The organism is Burkholderia sp. IT-111MI5 (assembly GCF_949752865.1).
Classification (GTDB): Bacteria; Pseudomonadota; Gammaproteobacteria; order Burkholderiales; family Burkholderiaceae; genus Burkholderia; species Burkholderia pyrrocinia_C.
Genome location: NZ_CATKIF010000010.1, coordinates 102409 through 118566, shown reverse-complemented (window position 1 = coordinate 118566; position 16158 = coordinate 102409). Strand labels below are relative to the sequence as shown.

The window sequence follows — 16158 nt, the reverse complement described above, 5'->3', positions numbered from 1 at the left end:
GAAATTCCTGCTGCGCGTGCGCAAGGAGTAGCGTCCGCTCACGCCGATAAAAAAAGCCACCAGGCCCGACGGCCCGGTGGCTTTTTCGCATGATCGGCCGGGCAGCGACCTGCGCCGCCGCCCGCGATTCACAGGCAGCTTACTTGCCGCCGATGCTCTTCAGCGGCTTCCACTCGCCCTTCTCGACCTTGTACATCGTGATGCCGCCGTTCTTCAGGTCGCCCTTCGCGTCATACGCGACGTGCGTCGACGTGACACCCGCCATGTCGCTCTTCGCGAGCACCGGCAGGTACTTCGCCGGATCGGTCGAATCGGCCTTCTTCATCGCGTTGAGCATCGCCATCGCGCCGTCGTATGCGTACGGCGAGTAGGTCTGCACGTCTTCGCCGAAGCGCTTCTTGTACTTGTCGGCGTAGGCCTTGCCACCAGGCATCTCTTCGAGCGGGAGGCCCGCCAGCGAAGCGATCGTGCCTTCCGATGCGTTGCCCGCGATCTTCAGGAACGTCGGCGTCTTCACCATTTCGCCGCTCATCAGCGGTGCCGCGATGCCGAGCGCCTTCATCTGCTTGACCATCGGCGCTGCCTGCGAATCCGCGCCGCCGTAGTAGACGAGGTCCGGCTTCGCCGCCTTCAGCTTGGTCAGGATCGCCTTGAAGTCGACTGCCTTGTCGTTCGTGAATTCGCGGTCGACGATCGTCGCGCCGCCGGCCTTCGCGGCCTTCTCGAACTGGTCGGCGAGACCCTGGCCGTAGGCCGTGCGGTCGTCGACGATCGCGATCTTCTTCATGCCGAGATCCTTCGACGCGAACGTGCCGGCCACCGAGCCCTGCTGCGTGTCGGACGTCATCATGCGGAAGGTCGTCTTGTAGCCTTGCTGCGTGTATTCCGGCGCCGTCGCCATCGCGATTTCCGGAATGCCCGCGTTCGCGTAGATGCGCGAAGCCGGGATCGTCGTGCCCGAGTTGAAGTGGCCGAGCATGCCCTTGATGCCGTCGTCGACGAGCTTCTGCGCGACCGTCGTGCCCGTGCGCGGGTCAGCCTGGTCGTCCTGCGTGCTGAGCACGAACTTCACCGGCTTGCCGCCGATCTTCGGGTTCGTCGCGTTGAAGTCTTCCAGCGCGAGCACGATCCCGTTCTGCATATCCTTGCCGTAGTGCGCCTGCGCGCCCGTCATCGGCCCTGCGTAACCGATCTTCACGTCATCCGCATGGGCCGTCCCCGCCAGCGACATGACCGCGACGAACGTCGCGCCTGCCACCTTTTTCATCGTGTGTTGCATAGCATCTCCTTGGTACCAGGGTAAGTGAAGCGGCTTCGGGATCGCCTTGCCGCTTCTTTGTTTGATCCGAACGGCAAGGATGATCAGCCGATCGTCATCAAATTCGCATTGCCGCCCGCCGCGGCCGTATTCACGCTGACCGAGCGCTCGGTCAGCAGCCGCTCCAGCGCGTAGTCTTCCGCGTCGCCGTTCTCGAACGCGCCCACCGACACGCCCTGCACCGACACGATCGGGCCCGGCCGCTGCGCGACGTCCTTCACGAGCGTCTGCAGTTCGTCGCTGTCGCCTTCGAACAGCACCGCGTCGAACGCCGCGTCGGCCTGCTTGCGCACGGCCGCGTGCGGCTTCAGCGACGCCGGCAGCGCGGCGACGAGCGCCTCGCCGGCCGCGCCGGCGAACAACGCGCGGTTGCCGGTCGCGAGCACCGCCGCGAACTGCGCGCGCGCGCCGCCCGGCGTCGCCGCGACACACAGCACCGTGCCGCGCGGGCCGAGTGTATACGTGTTTCGTTCGCCCGTCGGGCCGGTCAGCACCGCGGTCGCGCCGGCCGGCACCTGCGCGAGATAACCGTCGCAACGCGCGGCCAGCGCCGGTTCGCGCTGCTCGATCAGCCAGTCGCGCAGCGTCGTGAGCGCCGCCGCCGGGTTGCCGCGCGCATCGCCTTCGACCGCGCCGTCCGCAATCAGCGTCTGCGCGAGCGAGCGCGGCAGGCCCGACGGACGCGTCGCGAGCAGGCGCTGCAGGTACAGCGCGCCGCCGGCCTTCGGGCCCGTGCCCGACAGCCCTTCGCCGCCGAACGGCTGCACGCCGACCACCGCGCCGATCACGTTGCGGTTCACGTAGATGTTGCCGACGTGCGCGTTCGAGATCACGTGCGCGATCGTCTCGTCGATCCGCGTGTGGATGCCGAGCGTCAGGCCGTAACCCGTCGCGCGGATCTGCTCGAGCAGCTTGTCGAGCTGGTTGCGGCGGTAGCGCACGACGTGCAGCACGGGGCCGAACACTTCACGCTTGAGCTCGTCGATGCTGCCGATCTCGATCAGCGTCGGCGGCACGAACGTGCCGTGCGCGCACGCATCGGGCGCCGGCAACTGCGTGACCGCGTGGCCCTTGTCCTTCATCGCCGCGACGTGCGTGTCGATCGTCTGCTTCGCTTCGCCGTCGATCACCGGGCCGACGTCCGTCGACAGCCGGTCGGGGTTGCCGAGCGCGAGCTCGTGCATCGCGCCCTTGAGCATCGTCAGCGTGCGGTCCGCGACATCGTCCTGCAGACACAGAACGCGCAGCGCCGAACACCGTTGACCGGCCGAGTCGAACGACGACTGCATCACGTCCGCGACGACCTGCTCCGCGAGTGCCGACGAATCGACGATCATCGCGTTCTGGCCGCCCGTTTCCGCGATCAGCGGAATCGGCTTGCCGTCCGGATCGAGGCGCGCGGCGAGCGTCTTGTTGATCAGGCGCGCGACTTCGGTCGAACCCGTGAACATCACCGCACGCGTGCGCGGATCGGCGACCAGCGCCGCGCCGACGGTCTCGCCGTCGCCCGGCAGCAGTTGCACCGCGCCGGCCGGCACGCCGGCCTCGCGCAGCAGGCGCACGGCTTGCGCGGCGATCAGCGGCGTCTGTTCGGCCGGCTTCGCGAGCACCGTGTTGCCGGCTGCGAGCGCCGCCGCCACCTGGCCCATGAAGATCGCGAGCGGGAAGTTCCACGGGCTGATGCAGACCACGGGGCCGAGCGGGCGGTGCGTGTCGTTCGAGAATTCGTCGCGGATCTGCGCGGCGTAGTAGCGCAGGAAGTCGACCGCTTCGCGGATCTCGGCGATCGCGTTCGGCAGCGACTTGCCGGCTTCGCGCACGATCAGGCCCATCAGCGTATGCATCTGCGCTTCGAGCAGGTCGGCTGCACGCACCAGGCAATCGGCACGCGCGTCGACCGGCGTCGCCTGCCAGATCGGCGCGGCGGCCACCGCGTGCGCGAGCGCCGCGCTCACGTGTTCGGCCGTCGCTTCGCTGACCGTGCCGACCGTGTCGCGCTGGTCGGCCGGGTTGCGCACGTCGCGGGCCGGCGCGTCGGCGAGCGCGTCGTCGGCGAGCATCGGCGCCGCGCGCCACGGGAAATGCGCGCTCGCGAGCAGCGCGGACGACAGCGACGCGAGACGGTGTTCGTTCGACAGGTCCAGGCCCATCGAGTTGGGACGCTCGTCGCCGTACAGGTTGCGCGGCAGCGGAATCTTCGCGTGCGGCGCGCCGAGCGGCACGACCTTCATCGCTTCATCGACCGGATCGGCGACCAGCTCCTTCACCGACACGGTTTTATCCGCGATGCGGTTCACGAACGACGTGTTCGCGCCGTTCTCGAGCAGGCGGCGCACCAGGTACGCGAGCAGCGTCTCGTGCGTGCCGACCGGCGCGTACACGCGGCACGGGCGGTTCAGCTTGTCGCGGCCCGTGACTTCCTCGTACAGCGGTTCGCCCATCCCGTGCAGGCACTGGAATTCGTACTGGCCCGGGTAGTAGTTCTGGCCCGCGAGCTGATAGATCGCGGCCAGCGTGTATGCGTTGTGCGTCGCGAACTGCGGGTAGACGGCGTCGGGCGCCGCGAGCAGCTTCTTCGCGCACGCGAGGTACGACACGTCGGTGTAGATCTTGCGCGTATAGACCGGATAGCCTTCGAGGCCGTCGACCTGCGCACGCTTGATCTCGCTATCCCAGTACGCGCCCTTCACGAGGCGGATCATCAGGCGGTGACGGCTGCGACGCGCGAGATCGATCAGGTAGTCGATCACGAACGGGCAGCGCTTCTGGTAGCCCTGCACGACGAAGCCGATGCCGTTCCAGCCCGCGAGATCCGGATCGAAGCACAGCGCCTCGAGCAGGTCGAGCGACAGTTCGAGGCGGTCGGCTTCTTCCGCGTCGATGTTCAGGCCGATGTCGTAGCGGCGCGCGAGCAGCGCGAGCGCGCGCACGCGCGGCAGCAGCTCGCTCATCGTGCGGTCCTGCTGCGAGCGCGAGTAGCGCGCGTGCAGCGCCGACAGCTTGATCGAGATGCCCGGGCCTTCGTAGATGCCGCGGCCGCCGGCCGCCTTGCCGATTGCGTGGATCGCCTGCTCGTACGATGCGTAGTAGCGCTGCGCGTCCTCTTCGGTCGTCGCCGCTTCGCCGAGCATGTCGTACGAGTAGCGGAAGCCGCGCGCTTCGTACTTGCGGCTGTTGGCCAGCGCTTCGGAGATCGTTTCGCCGGTGACGAACTGCTCGCCCATCAGGCGCATCGCCATGTCGACGCCCTTGCGGATCAGCGGCTCGCCGCCGCGGCCGATCAGGCGCGTGAGCGCCGACGACAGGCCCGCTTCGCTGTTGGTCGTCACGAGCTTGCCGGTGATCATCAGCCCCCAGGTCGCCGCGTTGACGAACAGCGACGGCGCATGGCCGACGTGCGAGCGCCAGTCGCCCTTGCTGATCTTGTCGCGGATCAGCGCATCGCGCGTCGCGCGATCGGGAATGCGCAGCAGCGCTTCGGCGAGGCACATCAGCGCGACGCCCTCCTGGCTCGACAGCGAGAATTCGTGGATCAGCCCTTCGACGCCGCCGCCCGAACTCTTCTCGCGCAGCGCCTCGACGAGCTTCGTCGCCAGCGCCTGCGCGTCCGCCTGCAGGTTCGCGGGCAGGCGCGCCTGGCCGAGCAGGAACGGCACGCATTCCGGCTCGGGGCGGCGGTACGCGGCCGTGATCGCCGCGCGCAGCACCGACTGCGGCTGCACGTTCTGCGCGAACTCGAGGAACGGATGCGGCGAGTTGTCGTCGTCGCCGTCCGCAGCCTGACCGTCGGCGAGCTCCGTGACACCGCTGTGGCCCGACAGCTCGGGCGGCAGCTGGCCGTGCTCGATCCGCTCGAGATACGCGAAGATCGCCTGCTTGATCAGCCAGTGGGGAGTGCGCTCCAGACGCGCGGCGGCGTCCTTGAGGCGCGAGCGGAGAATGTCGTCGACTTTGACGCCGAGAGTCGTGCTTGCCATGGTGGGTTCGTGCGCCGGTGCGAGCCCGGCAATGTGGTGTGAGAGGATGCGCGAAATCCTACGGCACGCAATAAAAAGGTGCAACCAAATTGAGAGATGGGTTGCACCCTTGAGTTAGTCAATATAATCAGCCACTTAGAAGGTTGCAACCTAGGAGTTGCCCGCGGTCCGGGGATCGGTGTTTTCCCTGATCGAGCCGATTCGACATGCGTGTGCAACCTCCGGCGCGCACGGCGGCGGACGAAAACGGGTTGCACTGGGTGTGGCGGCGAGTGTGCCGCCTGGTATGAGCGCGCGACGAGAGACGGTTCGGAGGGGCCCGGCGGCCCGGGCTTCAACGCGGCGGCGCACCGCGCGACGGCTGCGCGGGCGCCGCTCAGATATCCAGCGGATCGACTTCGACGCTCCACCGCAGCACGCCCTTCAGCGCACGCAGCTCCGGCTGCCATGCGCGCAGCGCATGCTGCAGCGCCGCCCGCGACGCACTTTCGAGCAGCAACTGCGCGCGGTGGACGTTCGCGACCTTGACGATCGTCATCGGCACCGCGTCGTACACGGTCACGCGATCGGCGCCCGGCAGCCCCGGCAACGCGGCCGCGGCCTGCAGCAGGAACGCGAGCGCCGCGTCGAGCGTGCGCCCTTCGGCGCGCAACAGCGCCTGGTAGACGAACGGCGGCAGGTGCGCGTCGCGGCGCTCGCCGAGCGTCGAATTCGCGAAGCCGACGTAATCCTGCCGCCCGAGCGCGTGGTACAGCGCGTGACGCGGGTAGCGCGTCTGCACCATCACCTCGCCCGGCAGCCCGGCGCGGCCCGCGCGGCCGCTCACCTGCATCAGCTGCGCGAACAGCCGTTCGCTCGCACGGAAGTCGTGCGAGAACAGCGCGGTGTCGGCGTTGAGCACGCCGACGAGCGACACGCGCTGGAAGTCGTGCCCCTTCGCGATCATCTGCGTGCCGACGAGGATGTCGACCTCGCCCGCGTGCACGTCGGAAAAGAGCGCCTGCGCGCTGCCCTTGCGGCGCGTGCTGTCCGCGTCGATCCGCAGCACGCGCGCGCCCGGCACGGCCTCGGCGAGCGCCTCCTCGATGCGCTGCGTGCCGCGCCCGAGCGGCGCGATGTCGACGTTGCCGCACTCGGGGCACGACCGCGGAATGCGCGCCTCCCAGCCGCAATGATGGCAGCGCAGCGCATGCTCGGGCTTGTGCAGCACGACGTACGCGCTGCAGCGCGGGCAGCCCGCGACCCAGCCGCATGCGTCGCACGCGAGTTGCGGCGCGTAGCCGCGCCGGTTCAGGAACACGAGGCTTTGCTCGCCGCGCTCGAGCCGCGCCTTCAGCGCCGCGACGAGCGGCCCCGACAGCCCGCCCATCGACGCGCGCCCGCGCCGCCGCTCCTCCTCGAGATCGATCAGCCGCACGGTCGGCAGCGTCGCGTCGGCCACCGCGCGGCGCGACAGCGTGAGCCGCGTGTAGCGGCCCTGCTCGGCCTGCCACCAGGTTTCGAGCGACGGCGTCGCCGAGCCGAGCACGACCGTGATGCCGAGCTGCTTCGCGCGCCACACGGCGAGATCGCGCGCCGAGTAGCGCAGCCCTTCCTGCTGCTTGTACGCGGGCTCGTGCTCCTCGTCGACGACGATCAACGCGAGCGTCGGCATCGATGCGAGCACCGCGAGGCGCGTGCCGAGCACGATCCGCGCGCGGCCCGTGTGCGCGGCAAGCCAGTTGCGCGCGCGCTCGCCCTCGGCGAGCCCGCTGTGCAGCGTGACGATCGCGTCGTCGGCGAGCGCACCCGCGAAGCGCGCGCGAAACGCGGCCTCGAACTGCGGCGTCAGGTTGATTTCAGGGACGAGCACGAGCGCCTGCGCGTCCGGCCGCGCGTCGAGCAGCGACGCGAGCGCATGCAGATAGACCTCGGTCTTGCCGCTGCCCGTCACGCCGTGCAGCAGGAACGGCGCGAAACCCTGCGCAGCGCGGATCGCGTCGAGCGCCTCGGCCTGCTGGTCGGTGAGCGCCGGCGGCACGGCTCGTCCACCGGTTGTCGACAGGTTATCCACAGCTTTGGGCACAGGCGCGTCGTTCCAGCCGATCTCCTCGACGTCGACCCAGCCGCGCGCCGCCCAGTCGTCGAGCGTCGCGGCCGCCTTCGGATGCAGCACGCGCGCGTCGGGCAGCCCCAGCGAGCCGGTGTCGACGAGCGCCTGCGCGAGCCGTCGCAGCGCGGCCCCGCGTGCGGGCAACGCATCGGGCAGTGCCGCACGACCGGCTTCCGTCGGCCGGTAGCGCACCTCGGGCGCCAGCAGCCGCCCCCAGCGTCCGGCGTCGCGCAGCGCCTGCGGCAGCGCCGGCAGCGCGACCTCGCCGCGCCCGCGCTGATAGTAGTCGGCCGCGAACGACACGAGCGCGAGCCAGTCCGCCGACAGCGGCGGCAAGTCGGTGCAGATCGCATCGATCGCGCGCAGCCGGGACGGCGGCACGTCGGTGTGAGTCGTCACTTCGCAGACGAGCCCGACGGCCTGCCGCTTGCCGAACGGCACCTGCACGAGCGTGCCGGGCACGGGTGCCGGTTGCGCATCGCAGCGGTAGTCGAACAGGGTCGCGAGCGGATGGTCGAGCGCGACGCGCAGGTAGGTGCCGTTCATCACGGCGCCCCGGCGGCGGTACGTGCCGCATGGACGGCTTGCACTCGCACCCGCATCGCGGCAGCGAACTTAAAGTAAAACTTCAGATTCGGCGCTAAGTTTTGGATTCGCATTAGGAATCGCCGTATACCCTGCCCAGCCTGTGGATAACTTTGTTGAGAACTCGCCGCTCAATGGCCGCAACGCGCGCCGGGCCGTGTTTTCCGCGGTTTTCCGCCGTTTGCGGCGGTGCCCCGCGGAGCCTTATTCCATAAGGCTGCTATTCAAATTACCAAACCATAGCGAGACAATTTGACCGACACAGGGCTCTACCGCGCTGCAACGTGGAAAATGTGTATAAGTCAAGTCTTGACAAGCAACGAATCGGCAACCGGTACGGGGTTGCGCCCTGTTTAGCGCCGGCAGCGAAACGCTGTCACCCCGCAGTGCAGCATGACAGCGCTTGCGTTCAGCCGGCGGCTCCGCTACGGATCGCGCGGCTGTGGTTATGTACCTCGTCGACGAGTTCGGCGACGTGATCGGGCGACGTGAATTGCGAGATGCCGTGCCCGAGGTTGAATACGTGGCCCGGGTGGTTGCCGTAGCTGTCGAGCACCGCGCGCGCCTGTTCGCGCACCGCGGCCGGCGGCGCAAACAGGATCGTCGGGTCGAGGTTGCCCTGCAGCGCGACGCGCCCCGCGACGCGCTCGCGCGCGGCACCGAGGTTGACCGTCCAGTCGAGCCCGACCGCGTCGACACCGGTCGCCGCGATCTCCTCGAGCCACAGCCCGCCGCCCTTCGTGAACGTGATCACCGGCACACGCTCGCCGTCGTGCTCGCGCTTGAGCTGCGCGACCACGCGACGGATGTAGTCGAGCGAAAAGCGCTGGTATGCGCCGTCCGCCAGTGCGCCGCCCCACGTGTCGAAAATCATCACGGCCTGCGCGCCCGCTTCGATCTGCGCGTTCAGGTACGCGGCCACCGCCTGCGCGTTCACGTCGAGGATCCGGTGCATCAGGTCGGGGCGCGAATACGCCATCGACTTCACCGTGCGGAAATCGTCCGAGCCGCCGCCTTCGACCATGTAGCACGCGAGCGTCCAGGGGCTGCCCGAGAAGCCGATCAGCGGCACGCGCTGGCGACCCTGGCCGTCGGTCAGCGCGCGGCGGATCTCGCGCACGGCGCCGGTCACGTAGCCGAGCGTGGCTTCGATGTCCGGCACCGCGAGCTTCGCGACGTCGGCCTCGGTGCGCACCGGATGCGCAAACTTCGGCCCTTCGCCGACCTGGAAGTCGAGGCCGAGCCCCATCGCGTCCGGAATCGTCAGGATGTCCGAGAACAGGATCGCGGCGTCGAGCGGGAAACGCTCGAGCGGCTGCAGCGTCACCTCGGTCGCGTAGTCGGGATTCTTCGCGAGGCCGAGGAAGCTGCCGGCGCGCGCGCGCGTCGCGTTGTATTCGGGCAGGTAGCGGCCGGCCTGGCGCATCAGCCAGATCGGCGTGTAGTCGGTCGGCTCGCGCAGAAGCGCACGCAGGAAGGTGTCGTTGAGCAGGTTATGGGCCACGGTAGGAGCGACGATGCGAAGGCAAAGCGGCATTTTACCGGACAGCCGGCGTCAGGCTGCGCATGCCGATGCGATGGCGGCCATATGACGCGCGCGATGGCTCCGTTATGATCGGACGCTCATATCGAACCGAACGAAGGAGGAGACCGATGAAGACATTCGCCACGCTCGCCGCGGCCGCATTGCTTTGCTGCGCCGCCGCGCACGCGCAGACCGGCGCGGGCAGCGCCCCTGCCGCCCCGGGCGCCGGCTCGCGGCTCGACGACGTGCTCGCGCGCGGCACGCTGCGCGTCTGCACGACGGGCGACTACAAACCGTATTCGTACTACCGCGCGGACGGCCGCTTCGAGGGCATCGACATCGACATGGCCGAATCGCTCGCGAAGTCGCTCGGCGTGAAGGCCGACTACGTGAAGACGAGCTGGTCGAACCTGACCGGCGATTTCGTCGCGAAATGCGACGTCGCGGTGGGCGGCATATCGACGACGCTCGAGCGCCAGAAGCGCGTGTTCTTCACGCAGCCGTACGTCGTCGACGGCAAGACGCCGATCGTGCGCTGCGCGGACGCCGACAAATACCAGACCGTCGCGCAGATCGACCGGCCCGAAACACGCGTGATCGTGAACCCGGGCGGCACCAACGAACGTTTCGCGAAGCAGTACTTCACGCACGCGAACCTGACCGTCTATCCGGACAACGTGACGATCTTCAAGCAGATCCTCGCGGGCAAGGCGGACGTGATGGTGACGGATGCGTCCGAGACGCAGCTGCAGCAAAAACTGAATCCGGGGCTGTGCTCGGTTCATCCGGACAAGCCGTTCCAGTTCGGCGAGAAGGCGTACATGGTGCCGCGCGGCGATGTCGCGTTCCAGCAGTACGTCGACCAGTGGTTGCATCTCGCACTGTCGACCGGCGAATACCAGGCGATTTCGGACAAGTGGCTGAAGTAAGCGCGCATGTTTTGCGGCGGCCGATGACGGGCACCGACCCCGTGGCCGCTGCCCGCTGAAATCGCTGCGCGGCGGCGGCCGGCCTGCCGCAGTTACACATCGCCACCTTGCCCCGGCGCTCCGCGGCCGCGCGAAATCACCCGAATCGGCCAAACGGCCGACTTCCACACATCCCGATCACGTTTCAAAATCTTTCTGACGAATGAATCGTCATGCGCGGTATCTGCCGCGCGGTGCGTTTTCTCACGTGTAAATCGGCAATTCATCGCGCCCGATACGCGTGAAAAACGCGCCGTATGCATATGATGAAAACGCTGCGGAAAATATGGGTAAAAATGACCTTTTTCAGGACCCCGAAAACAGCAAAAAATCCCGGAAAGCCTTATCTGGCGGGCGTTACAACCTGAAACACTTTGTTACCGCGATGGGTCGGTAATTCGCCCACAATGGCCTCAACGGTTTCAACACGGATGCGGTCTCGTGTGCCAAGTGTGAGCGGACGCGAAGCGCTGCGAGCCAGTCGGTCACGTACCGAAGCCCTTCCCAGGGGCATCCCTGTTGGAGTCGTTTCCGGCCCCCCGCCGGACTCGGTTTCATCTTTGGTCTCCTCGCGCTAACCCCGTAGCGTGTGGTTTTTAGCGGGCTAATAAGCCCGCTTTTTTTCGTCCATCGAAAACGCAACGACCCGCAGGCCGCCGCGTTTTTCCGCCGCCGGGCCGCAGGCCAACTTACGCGGTCTTCTGCACGTCGAGCTTCAGTTCCTCGATCATCCGGTCGCGCATCACGAATTTCTGCACCTTGCCCGTCACCGTCATCGGCAGCTCGTCGACGAAGCGGATATAGCGCGGAATCTTGTAGTGCGCGATCTGCCCGTTGCAGAACGCGCGCACGTCGTCCTCGGTCATCTGCTCGTCCGCGCGCAGCACGATCCACGCGCACAGCTCCTCGCCGTATTTTGCATCGGGCACGCCGAACACCTGTGCGCTCTGGATCTTCGGATGCCGAAACAGGAATTCCTCGATCTCGCGCGGATAGACGTTCTCGCCGCCGCGAATCACCATGTCCTTCAGCCGGCCGACGATGTTGCAGTAGCCGTCCGCGTCGAGCGTCGCGAGATCGCCCGTATGCATCCAGCCGTCGACCAGCACCTCGCGCGTCTTCGCGTCGTCGTCCCAGTAGCCGAGCATCACCGAGTAGCCCTTCGTGCACAGCTCGCCCGTCGCGCCGACCGGCGCGATGTCGCCGCTCGGATCGACGATCTTCACTTCGAGATGCGGCTGGATGCGCCCGACCGTCGTCGTGCGCTTCTCGAGCGGATCGTCGGTCGAGCTCTGGAACGACACGGGGCTCGTCTCCGTCATCCCGTATGCGATCGTGATCTCCGACAGGTGCATCTGCGAGACGACGCGCTTCATCGTCTCGATCGGGCACGGCGAGCCGGCCATGATCCCTGTGCGCAGCGTCGACAGGTCGAATGTCGGGAACTCGGGATGATCGAGCTCGGCGATGAACATCGTCGGCACGCCGTGCAGCGCGGTGCAGCGTTCGTCGGCCACGGCCGCGAGCGTCGCGACCGGGTCGAATGCTTCGCCCGGGAACACCATCGCCGCACCCTTCGATACGCACGCGAGTACCGCGAGCACCATCCCGAAGCAGTGATACAGCGGCACCGGGATGCAAAGCGAATCCTGCTCGGTGAAGCGCATCGCCATCGCAATCGAGCGCGCGTTGTTGACGACGTTGCGATGCGTGAGCGTCGCACCCTTCGGGCTGCCCGTCGTGCCGCTCGTGAACTGGATGTTGATCGCGTCGGTGGACTCGAGCGTCGCGCCGATCGCATCGAGCAGCGCGGGGTCGACGGCCTGGCGGCCGCGCGTCATCACGTCCGCGAAACGGAACATGCCGGCCGGCGCGACGTCGCCCATCGACACGACCGTACGCAGGCTCGGCACGCGTGCCGCCTGCAGGTTGCCCGGCGTCGCGGTCGCGAGCTCCGGCGCGATGGTCTGCAGCATCTCGACATACGCCGACGACTTGAAGCACTCGGCCGCGATCACGGCCTTGCAGCCGACCTTGTTCAGCGCGTATTCGAGTTCCGACAGCCGGTAGGCCGGGTTGATGTTGACGAGCACCGCGCCGATACGCGCGGTCGCAAACTGCGTGAGCAGCCATTCGCTGCGGTTCGGCGACCAGATGCCGACGCGGTCGCCCTTCACGATCCCGAGCGCGGCGAGGCCGGCCGCGAGCACGTCGACCTCGTCCGCGAATTCGCGCCAGGTCCAGCGCACCTGCTGCTCGCGGAACACGACCGCCGGACGGTCGGGAAAACGGCCGGCGGTATCGCGCAGGAACCTGCCGATCGTCGCTTCGGATAGCGGCACGTCGGTCGCGCCGCGCACGTACGACAGTCCGTTTTCGGGCGCGATCAGCGCCCCCACGCCAAGGTCTGCTGCCATGAATGTCTCCGTCTTTTTTGTCTGATCGGACCGCGGGCGCTTGCTGCGCCCGCCTCCGTCGCCACACTCGCGACGGGCGGCCTGACTGCGGATGATGACGCGCTCCGCTGACGACACTCTGACATCAATTCGCGGCGGACGGATGAAATAGCACGACCGGACGAAACACCGCGGCACGCAAAGGACCAGCGAAAAAAAAGCAGCCCGAAGGCTGCTTTCCTTTCGCGGGATACGCGGCGCGGCTCAGTGCCGGCTGCGGATCTTCGCCAGACGCTGGATCGCCTCGAGCTGCGCCATCGCGGTCGCGAGCTCGGATTGCGCCTTCGCGAGGTCGAGATCCGACTTCGCGTTCTGCAGCGTTTCCTCGGCACGCTTGCGCGCTTCCTCGGCTTTCGCCGCGTCGAGGTCCTTGCCGCGGATCGCGGTATCGGCGAGCACCGTCACGGCGCCCGGCTGCACTTCGAGAATGCCGCCCGCGACGAACACGAATTCGTCGTTGCCGCCCTCGACTTCGATGCGCACCGCACCCGGACGAATCCGCGTGATCAGCGGCGTGTGGCCCGGCAGAATACCCAGCTCACCCGTTTCGCCCGGCAGCGCGACGAATTTCGCCTCGCCCGAGAAGATCTGCTCTTCCGCGCTGACGACGTCTACTTTGATGGTTGCCATATCGACTCCTGTCGACGGGAGTTAGCGCTTTAGCGCTTACTCCCGTCCCATGCCGCGGTTGGCAAGAGTTGGCGCTTCAGCGTCTACTCTTGCCCCGCGGCGGTCGACCGGAGTTAGTGCTTCAGCACCTACTCCCGCCCCATGCCGCGGTTGGCAAGAGTTAGCGCTTCAGCGCTTACTCTTGCCCTGCGGCGGTCGACGGGAGTTAGCGCTTCAGCGCTTACTCCGATCACATGACCCTTACTGGATCTTCTTGGCCTTCTCGAAGGCTTCGTCGATCGTGCCGACCATGTAGAACGCCTGTTCCGGCAGGTGGTCGCACTCGCCGTCGACGATCATCTTGAAGCCGCGGATCGTTTCCTTCAGCGGCACGTACTTGCCCGGCGAGCCCGTGAACACTTCGGCAACGTGGAACGGCTGCGACAGGAAACGCTGGATCTTACGTGCGCGCGCGACCGACAGCTTGTCTTCCGGCGACAGTTCGTCCATGCCCAGAATCGCGATGATGTCGCGCAGTTCCTTGTAGCGCTGCAGCGTCTGCTGAACGCGACGGGTGATCGAGTAGTGCTCTTCACCGATCACGTTCGGGTCGATCTGGCGCGACGTCGAGTCGAGCGGGTCGACCGCCGGGTAGATACCCAGCGAAGCGATGTCACGCGACAGAACGACGGTTGCGTCCAAGTGGCCGAAGGTCGTAGCCGGCGACGGGTCGGTCAAGTCGTCCGCAGGGACGTACACGGCCTGGACCGACGTAATCGAGCCCTTCTTGGTCGACGTGATGCGCTCTTGCAGCTTGCCCATTTCTTCAGCCAGCGTCGGCTGATAGCCCACTGCCGACGGCATACGGCCGAGCAGTGCCGACACTTCGGTACCGGCCAGCGTGAAACGGTAGATGTTGTCGACGAAGAACAGCACGTCGAGGCCTTCGTCACGGAAGTGCTCGGCCATCGTCAGGCCGGTCAGCGCGACGCGCAGACGGTTGCCCGGCGGCTCGTTCATCTGGCCGTACACCAGCGCGACCTTGTCGAGAACGTTCGAGTCCTTCATTTCGTGGTAGAAGTCGTTCCCTTCACGGGTACGCTCGCCCACGCCCGCGAACACGGAGTAACCGCCGTGTTCCTTCGCGATGTTGTTGATGAGCTCCATCATGTTGACGGTCTTGCCCACGCCAGCACCGCCGAACAGGCCAACCTTGCCGCCCTTTGCGAACGGGCAGATCAGGTCGATGACCTTGATACCCGTTTCGAGCAGTTCGGTCGACGGCGACAGTTCGTCGAACGCCGGAGCCTTCTGGTGGATCGAGCGCGTGTGTTCGCTCACGATCGGGCCGGCTTCGTCGATCGGACGGCCGAGCACGTCCATGATCCGGCCGAGGGTCGGCTTGCCGACCGGCACCGAGATCGGATTTGCCGTGTTCTTCACGGTCAGACCGCGGCGCAGGCCGTCGGATGCACCCAGACAAATGGTGCGGACCACGCCGTCGCCCAGCTGCTGCTGGACTTCGAGCGTCAGTTCCGAGCCATCGAGAATAAGCGCGTCGTAGATCTTCGGCATGCTGTCGCGCGGGAATTCCACGTCGATAACGGCGCCGATGCACTGTACGATCTTGCCTTCTACCAAAGCAGCAGTACTCATCGCTTTTCCTTTAAATACCTGATTCTTTACTCGCGCAAAGGCGCAGTTGTCGTCCGGGCGCGCGCTTAAACAGCGGCTGCGCCGCCGACGATCTCCGACAGTTCTTTCGTAATCGCGGCCTGACGGCTCTTGTTGTACACGAGCTGCAGTTCGCTGATCACCGTCTTCGCGTTGTCGGACGCAGCCTTCATCGCGACCATCCGCGCCGATTGCTCAGACGCCATGTTCTCCGCGACGGCCTGGTACACCAGCGCCTCGACGTAACGCACGAGCAGTTCGTCGACGACTGCCTGCGCGTCCGGCTCGTAGATGTAGTCCCACGACGTGGCCGGCGTACCGTCGTCGGCCTCGAAGTGCTCCGACGACAGCGGCAGCAGCTGCTCGATCACGGCTTCCTGCTTCATCGTGTTGACGAAGCGCGTGTAAGCGATATAAACCGCCGACAGCTTGCCTTCCGAGTACAGGTCGAGCTGCGTCTTCACCGCGCCGATCAGCTTGTCCAGATGCGGGGTGTCGCCGAGGTGCACGACCTGCGACATCACCTTCGCGCCGAAGCGGTTCAGGAACCCGAGGCCCTTGCTACCGATCGCGGTGGCTTCGACCTTCTGGCCCTTCTCTTCCAGCTCCTTGAACTTCTGCACCGTCGCACGCAGCACGTTGGTGTTCAGACCACCGCACAGACCCTTGTCCGTCGTGACGAGGATGATGCCGGCCGTGTTCGTGCCGTCGTTCGCCACCATGAACGGGTGACGGTACTCCGGATTCGCACGGCTCATGTGCGCGGCGATGGCACGGACCTTGTCCGCGTACGGACGAGCAGCGCGCATGCGTTCCTGCGCGCGGCGCATCTTCGATGCGGCCACCATCTCCATCGCCTTCGTGATCTTGCGCGTGTTCTGCACGCTCTTGATCTTGCCGCGAATTTCCTTCATTCCAGCCATAGCTTGCTCCTTGACCGAAGCGGCGCGGGCG

At 66.7% G+C, this 16158-nt stretch carries 9 protein-coding genes; 1 reads left to right on the top strand and 8 read right to left on the bottom strand.

Features of this window, described 5'->3' with window-relative positions:
* Positions 1–139: 139 nt before the first annotated feature.
* The 4 genes from ACM6JT_RS08245 to hemE all read right to left on the bottom strand — a co-directional run bounded on the left by ACM6JT_RS08245 (position 140) and on the right by hemE (position 9476).
* A complete protein-coding gene (locus tag ACM6JT_RS08245) occupies positions 140–1279 on the bottom strand; it encodes a branched-chain amino acid ABC transporter substrate-binding protein (RefSeq protein ID WP_175748275.1) in 1140 nt (379 codons plus the stop codon).
* Positions 1280–1362: 83 nt separating this feature from the next.
* Positions 1363–5295, bottom strand: coding sequence for a trifunctional transcriptional regulator/proline dehydrogenase/L-glutamate gamma-semialdehyde dehydrogenase (putA, locus tag ACM6JT_RS08240; RefSeq protein WP_217590110.1), 3933 nt, complete (start codon positions 5293–5295; stop codon positions 1363–1365).
* Between the two features lie 376 nt (positions 5296–5671).
* Positions 5672–7933, bottom strand: a complete 2262-nt coding sequence (locus tag ACM6JT_RS08235; protein WP_217590109.1) for a primosomal protein N' — start codon at positions 7931–7933, stop codon at positions 5672–5674.
* 448 nt (positions 7934–8381) lie between these two features.
* The gene (hemE, locus tag ACM6JT_RS08230; protein ID WP_231944009.1) at positions 8382–9476 is read right to left on the bottom strand and encodes a uroporphyrinogen decarboxylase; all 1095 of its coding nucleotides are present in this window, start codon (positions 9474–9476) and stop codon (positions 8382–8384) included.
* A 149-nt stretch (positions 9477–9625) separates the two neighbouring features.
* Here hemE and ACM6JT_RS08225 point away from each other — a divergent pair, with 149 nt between their 5' ends.
* Positions 9626–10426, top strand: a complete 801-nt coding sequence (locus tag ACM6JT_RS08225) for a transporter substrate-binding domain-containing protein (RefSeq protein ID WP_034183840.1) — start codon at positions 9626–9628, stop codon at positions 10424–10426.
* 728 nt (positions 10427–11154) lie between these two features.
* Here ACM6JT_RS08225 and ACM6JT_RS08220 read toward each other — a convergent pair.
* The 4 genes from ACM6JT_RS08220 to atpG all read right to left on the bottom strand — a co-directional run bounded on the left by ACM6JT_RS08220 (position 11155) and on the right by atpG (position 16127).
* Positions 11155–12882 (bottom strand): AMP-binding protein, encoded by a 1728-nt coding sequence (locus ACM6JT_RS08220; RefSeq protein WP_414856244.1) that lies wholly within the window; start codon positions 12880–12882, stop codon positions 11155–11157.
* 243 nt (positions 12883–13125) lie between these two features.
* A complete protein-coding gene (locus ACM6JT_RS08215) occupies positions 13126–13551 on the bottom strand; it encodes a F0F1 ATP synthase subunit epsilon (protein ID WP_006477288.1) in 426 nt (141 codons plus the stop codon).
* A 240-nt stretch (positions 13552–13791) separates the two neighbouring features.
* Complete coding sequence (gene atpD, locus ACM6JT_RS08210) at positions 13792–15186, bottom strand: F0F1 ATP synthase subunit beta (protein ID WP_034183838.1); 1395 nt, start codon at positions 15184–15186, stop codon at positions 13792–13794.
* Positions 15187–15251: 65 nt separating this feature from the next.
* Positions 15252–16127: a F0F1 ATP synthase subunit gamma gene (gene atpG, locus ACM6JT_RS08205; protein WP_034183837.1), complete on the bottom strand. Its 876-nt coding sequence runs from the start codon at positions 16125–16127 to the stop codon at positions 15252–15254.
* Positions 16128–16158 lie beyond the last annotated feature (31 nt).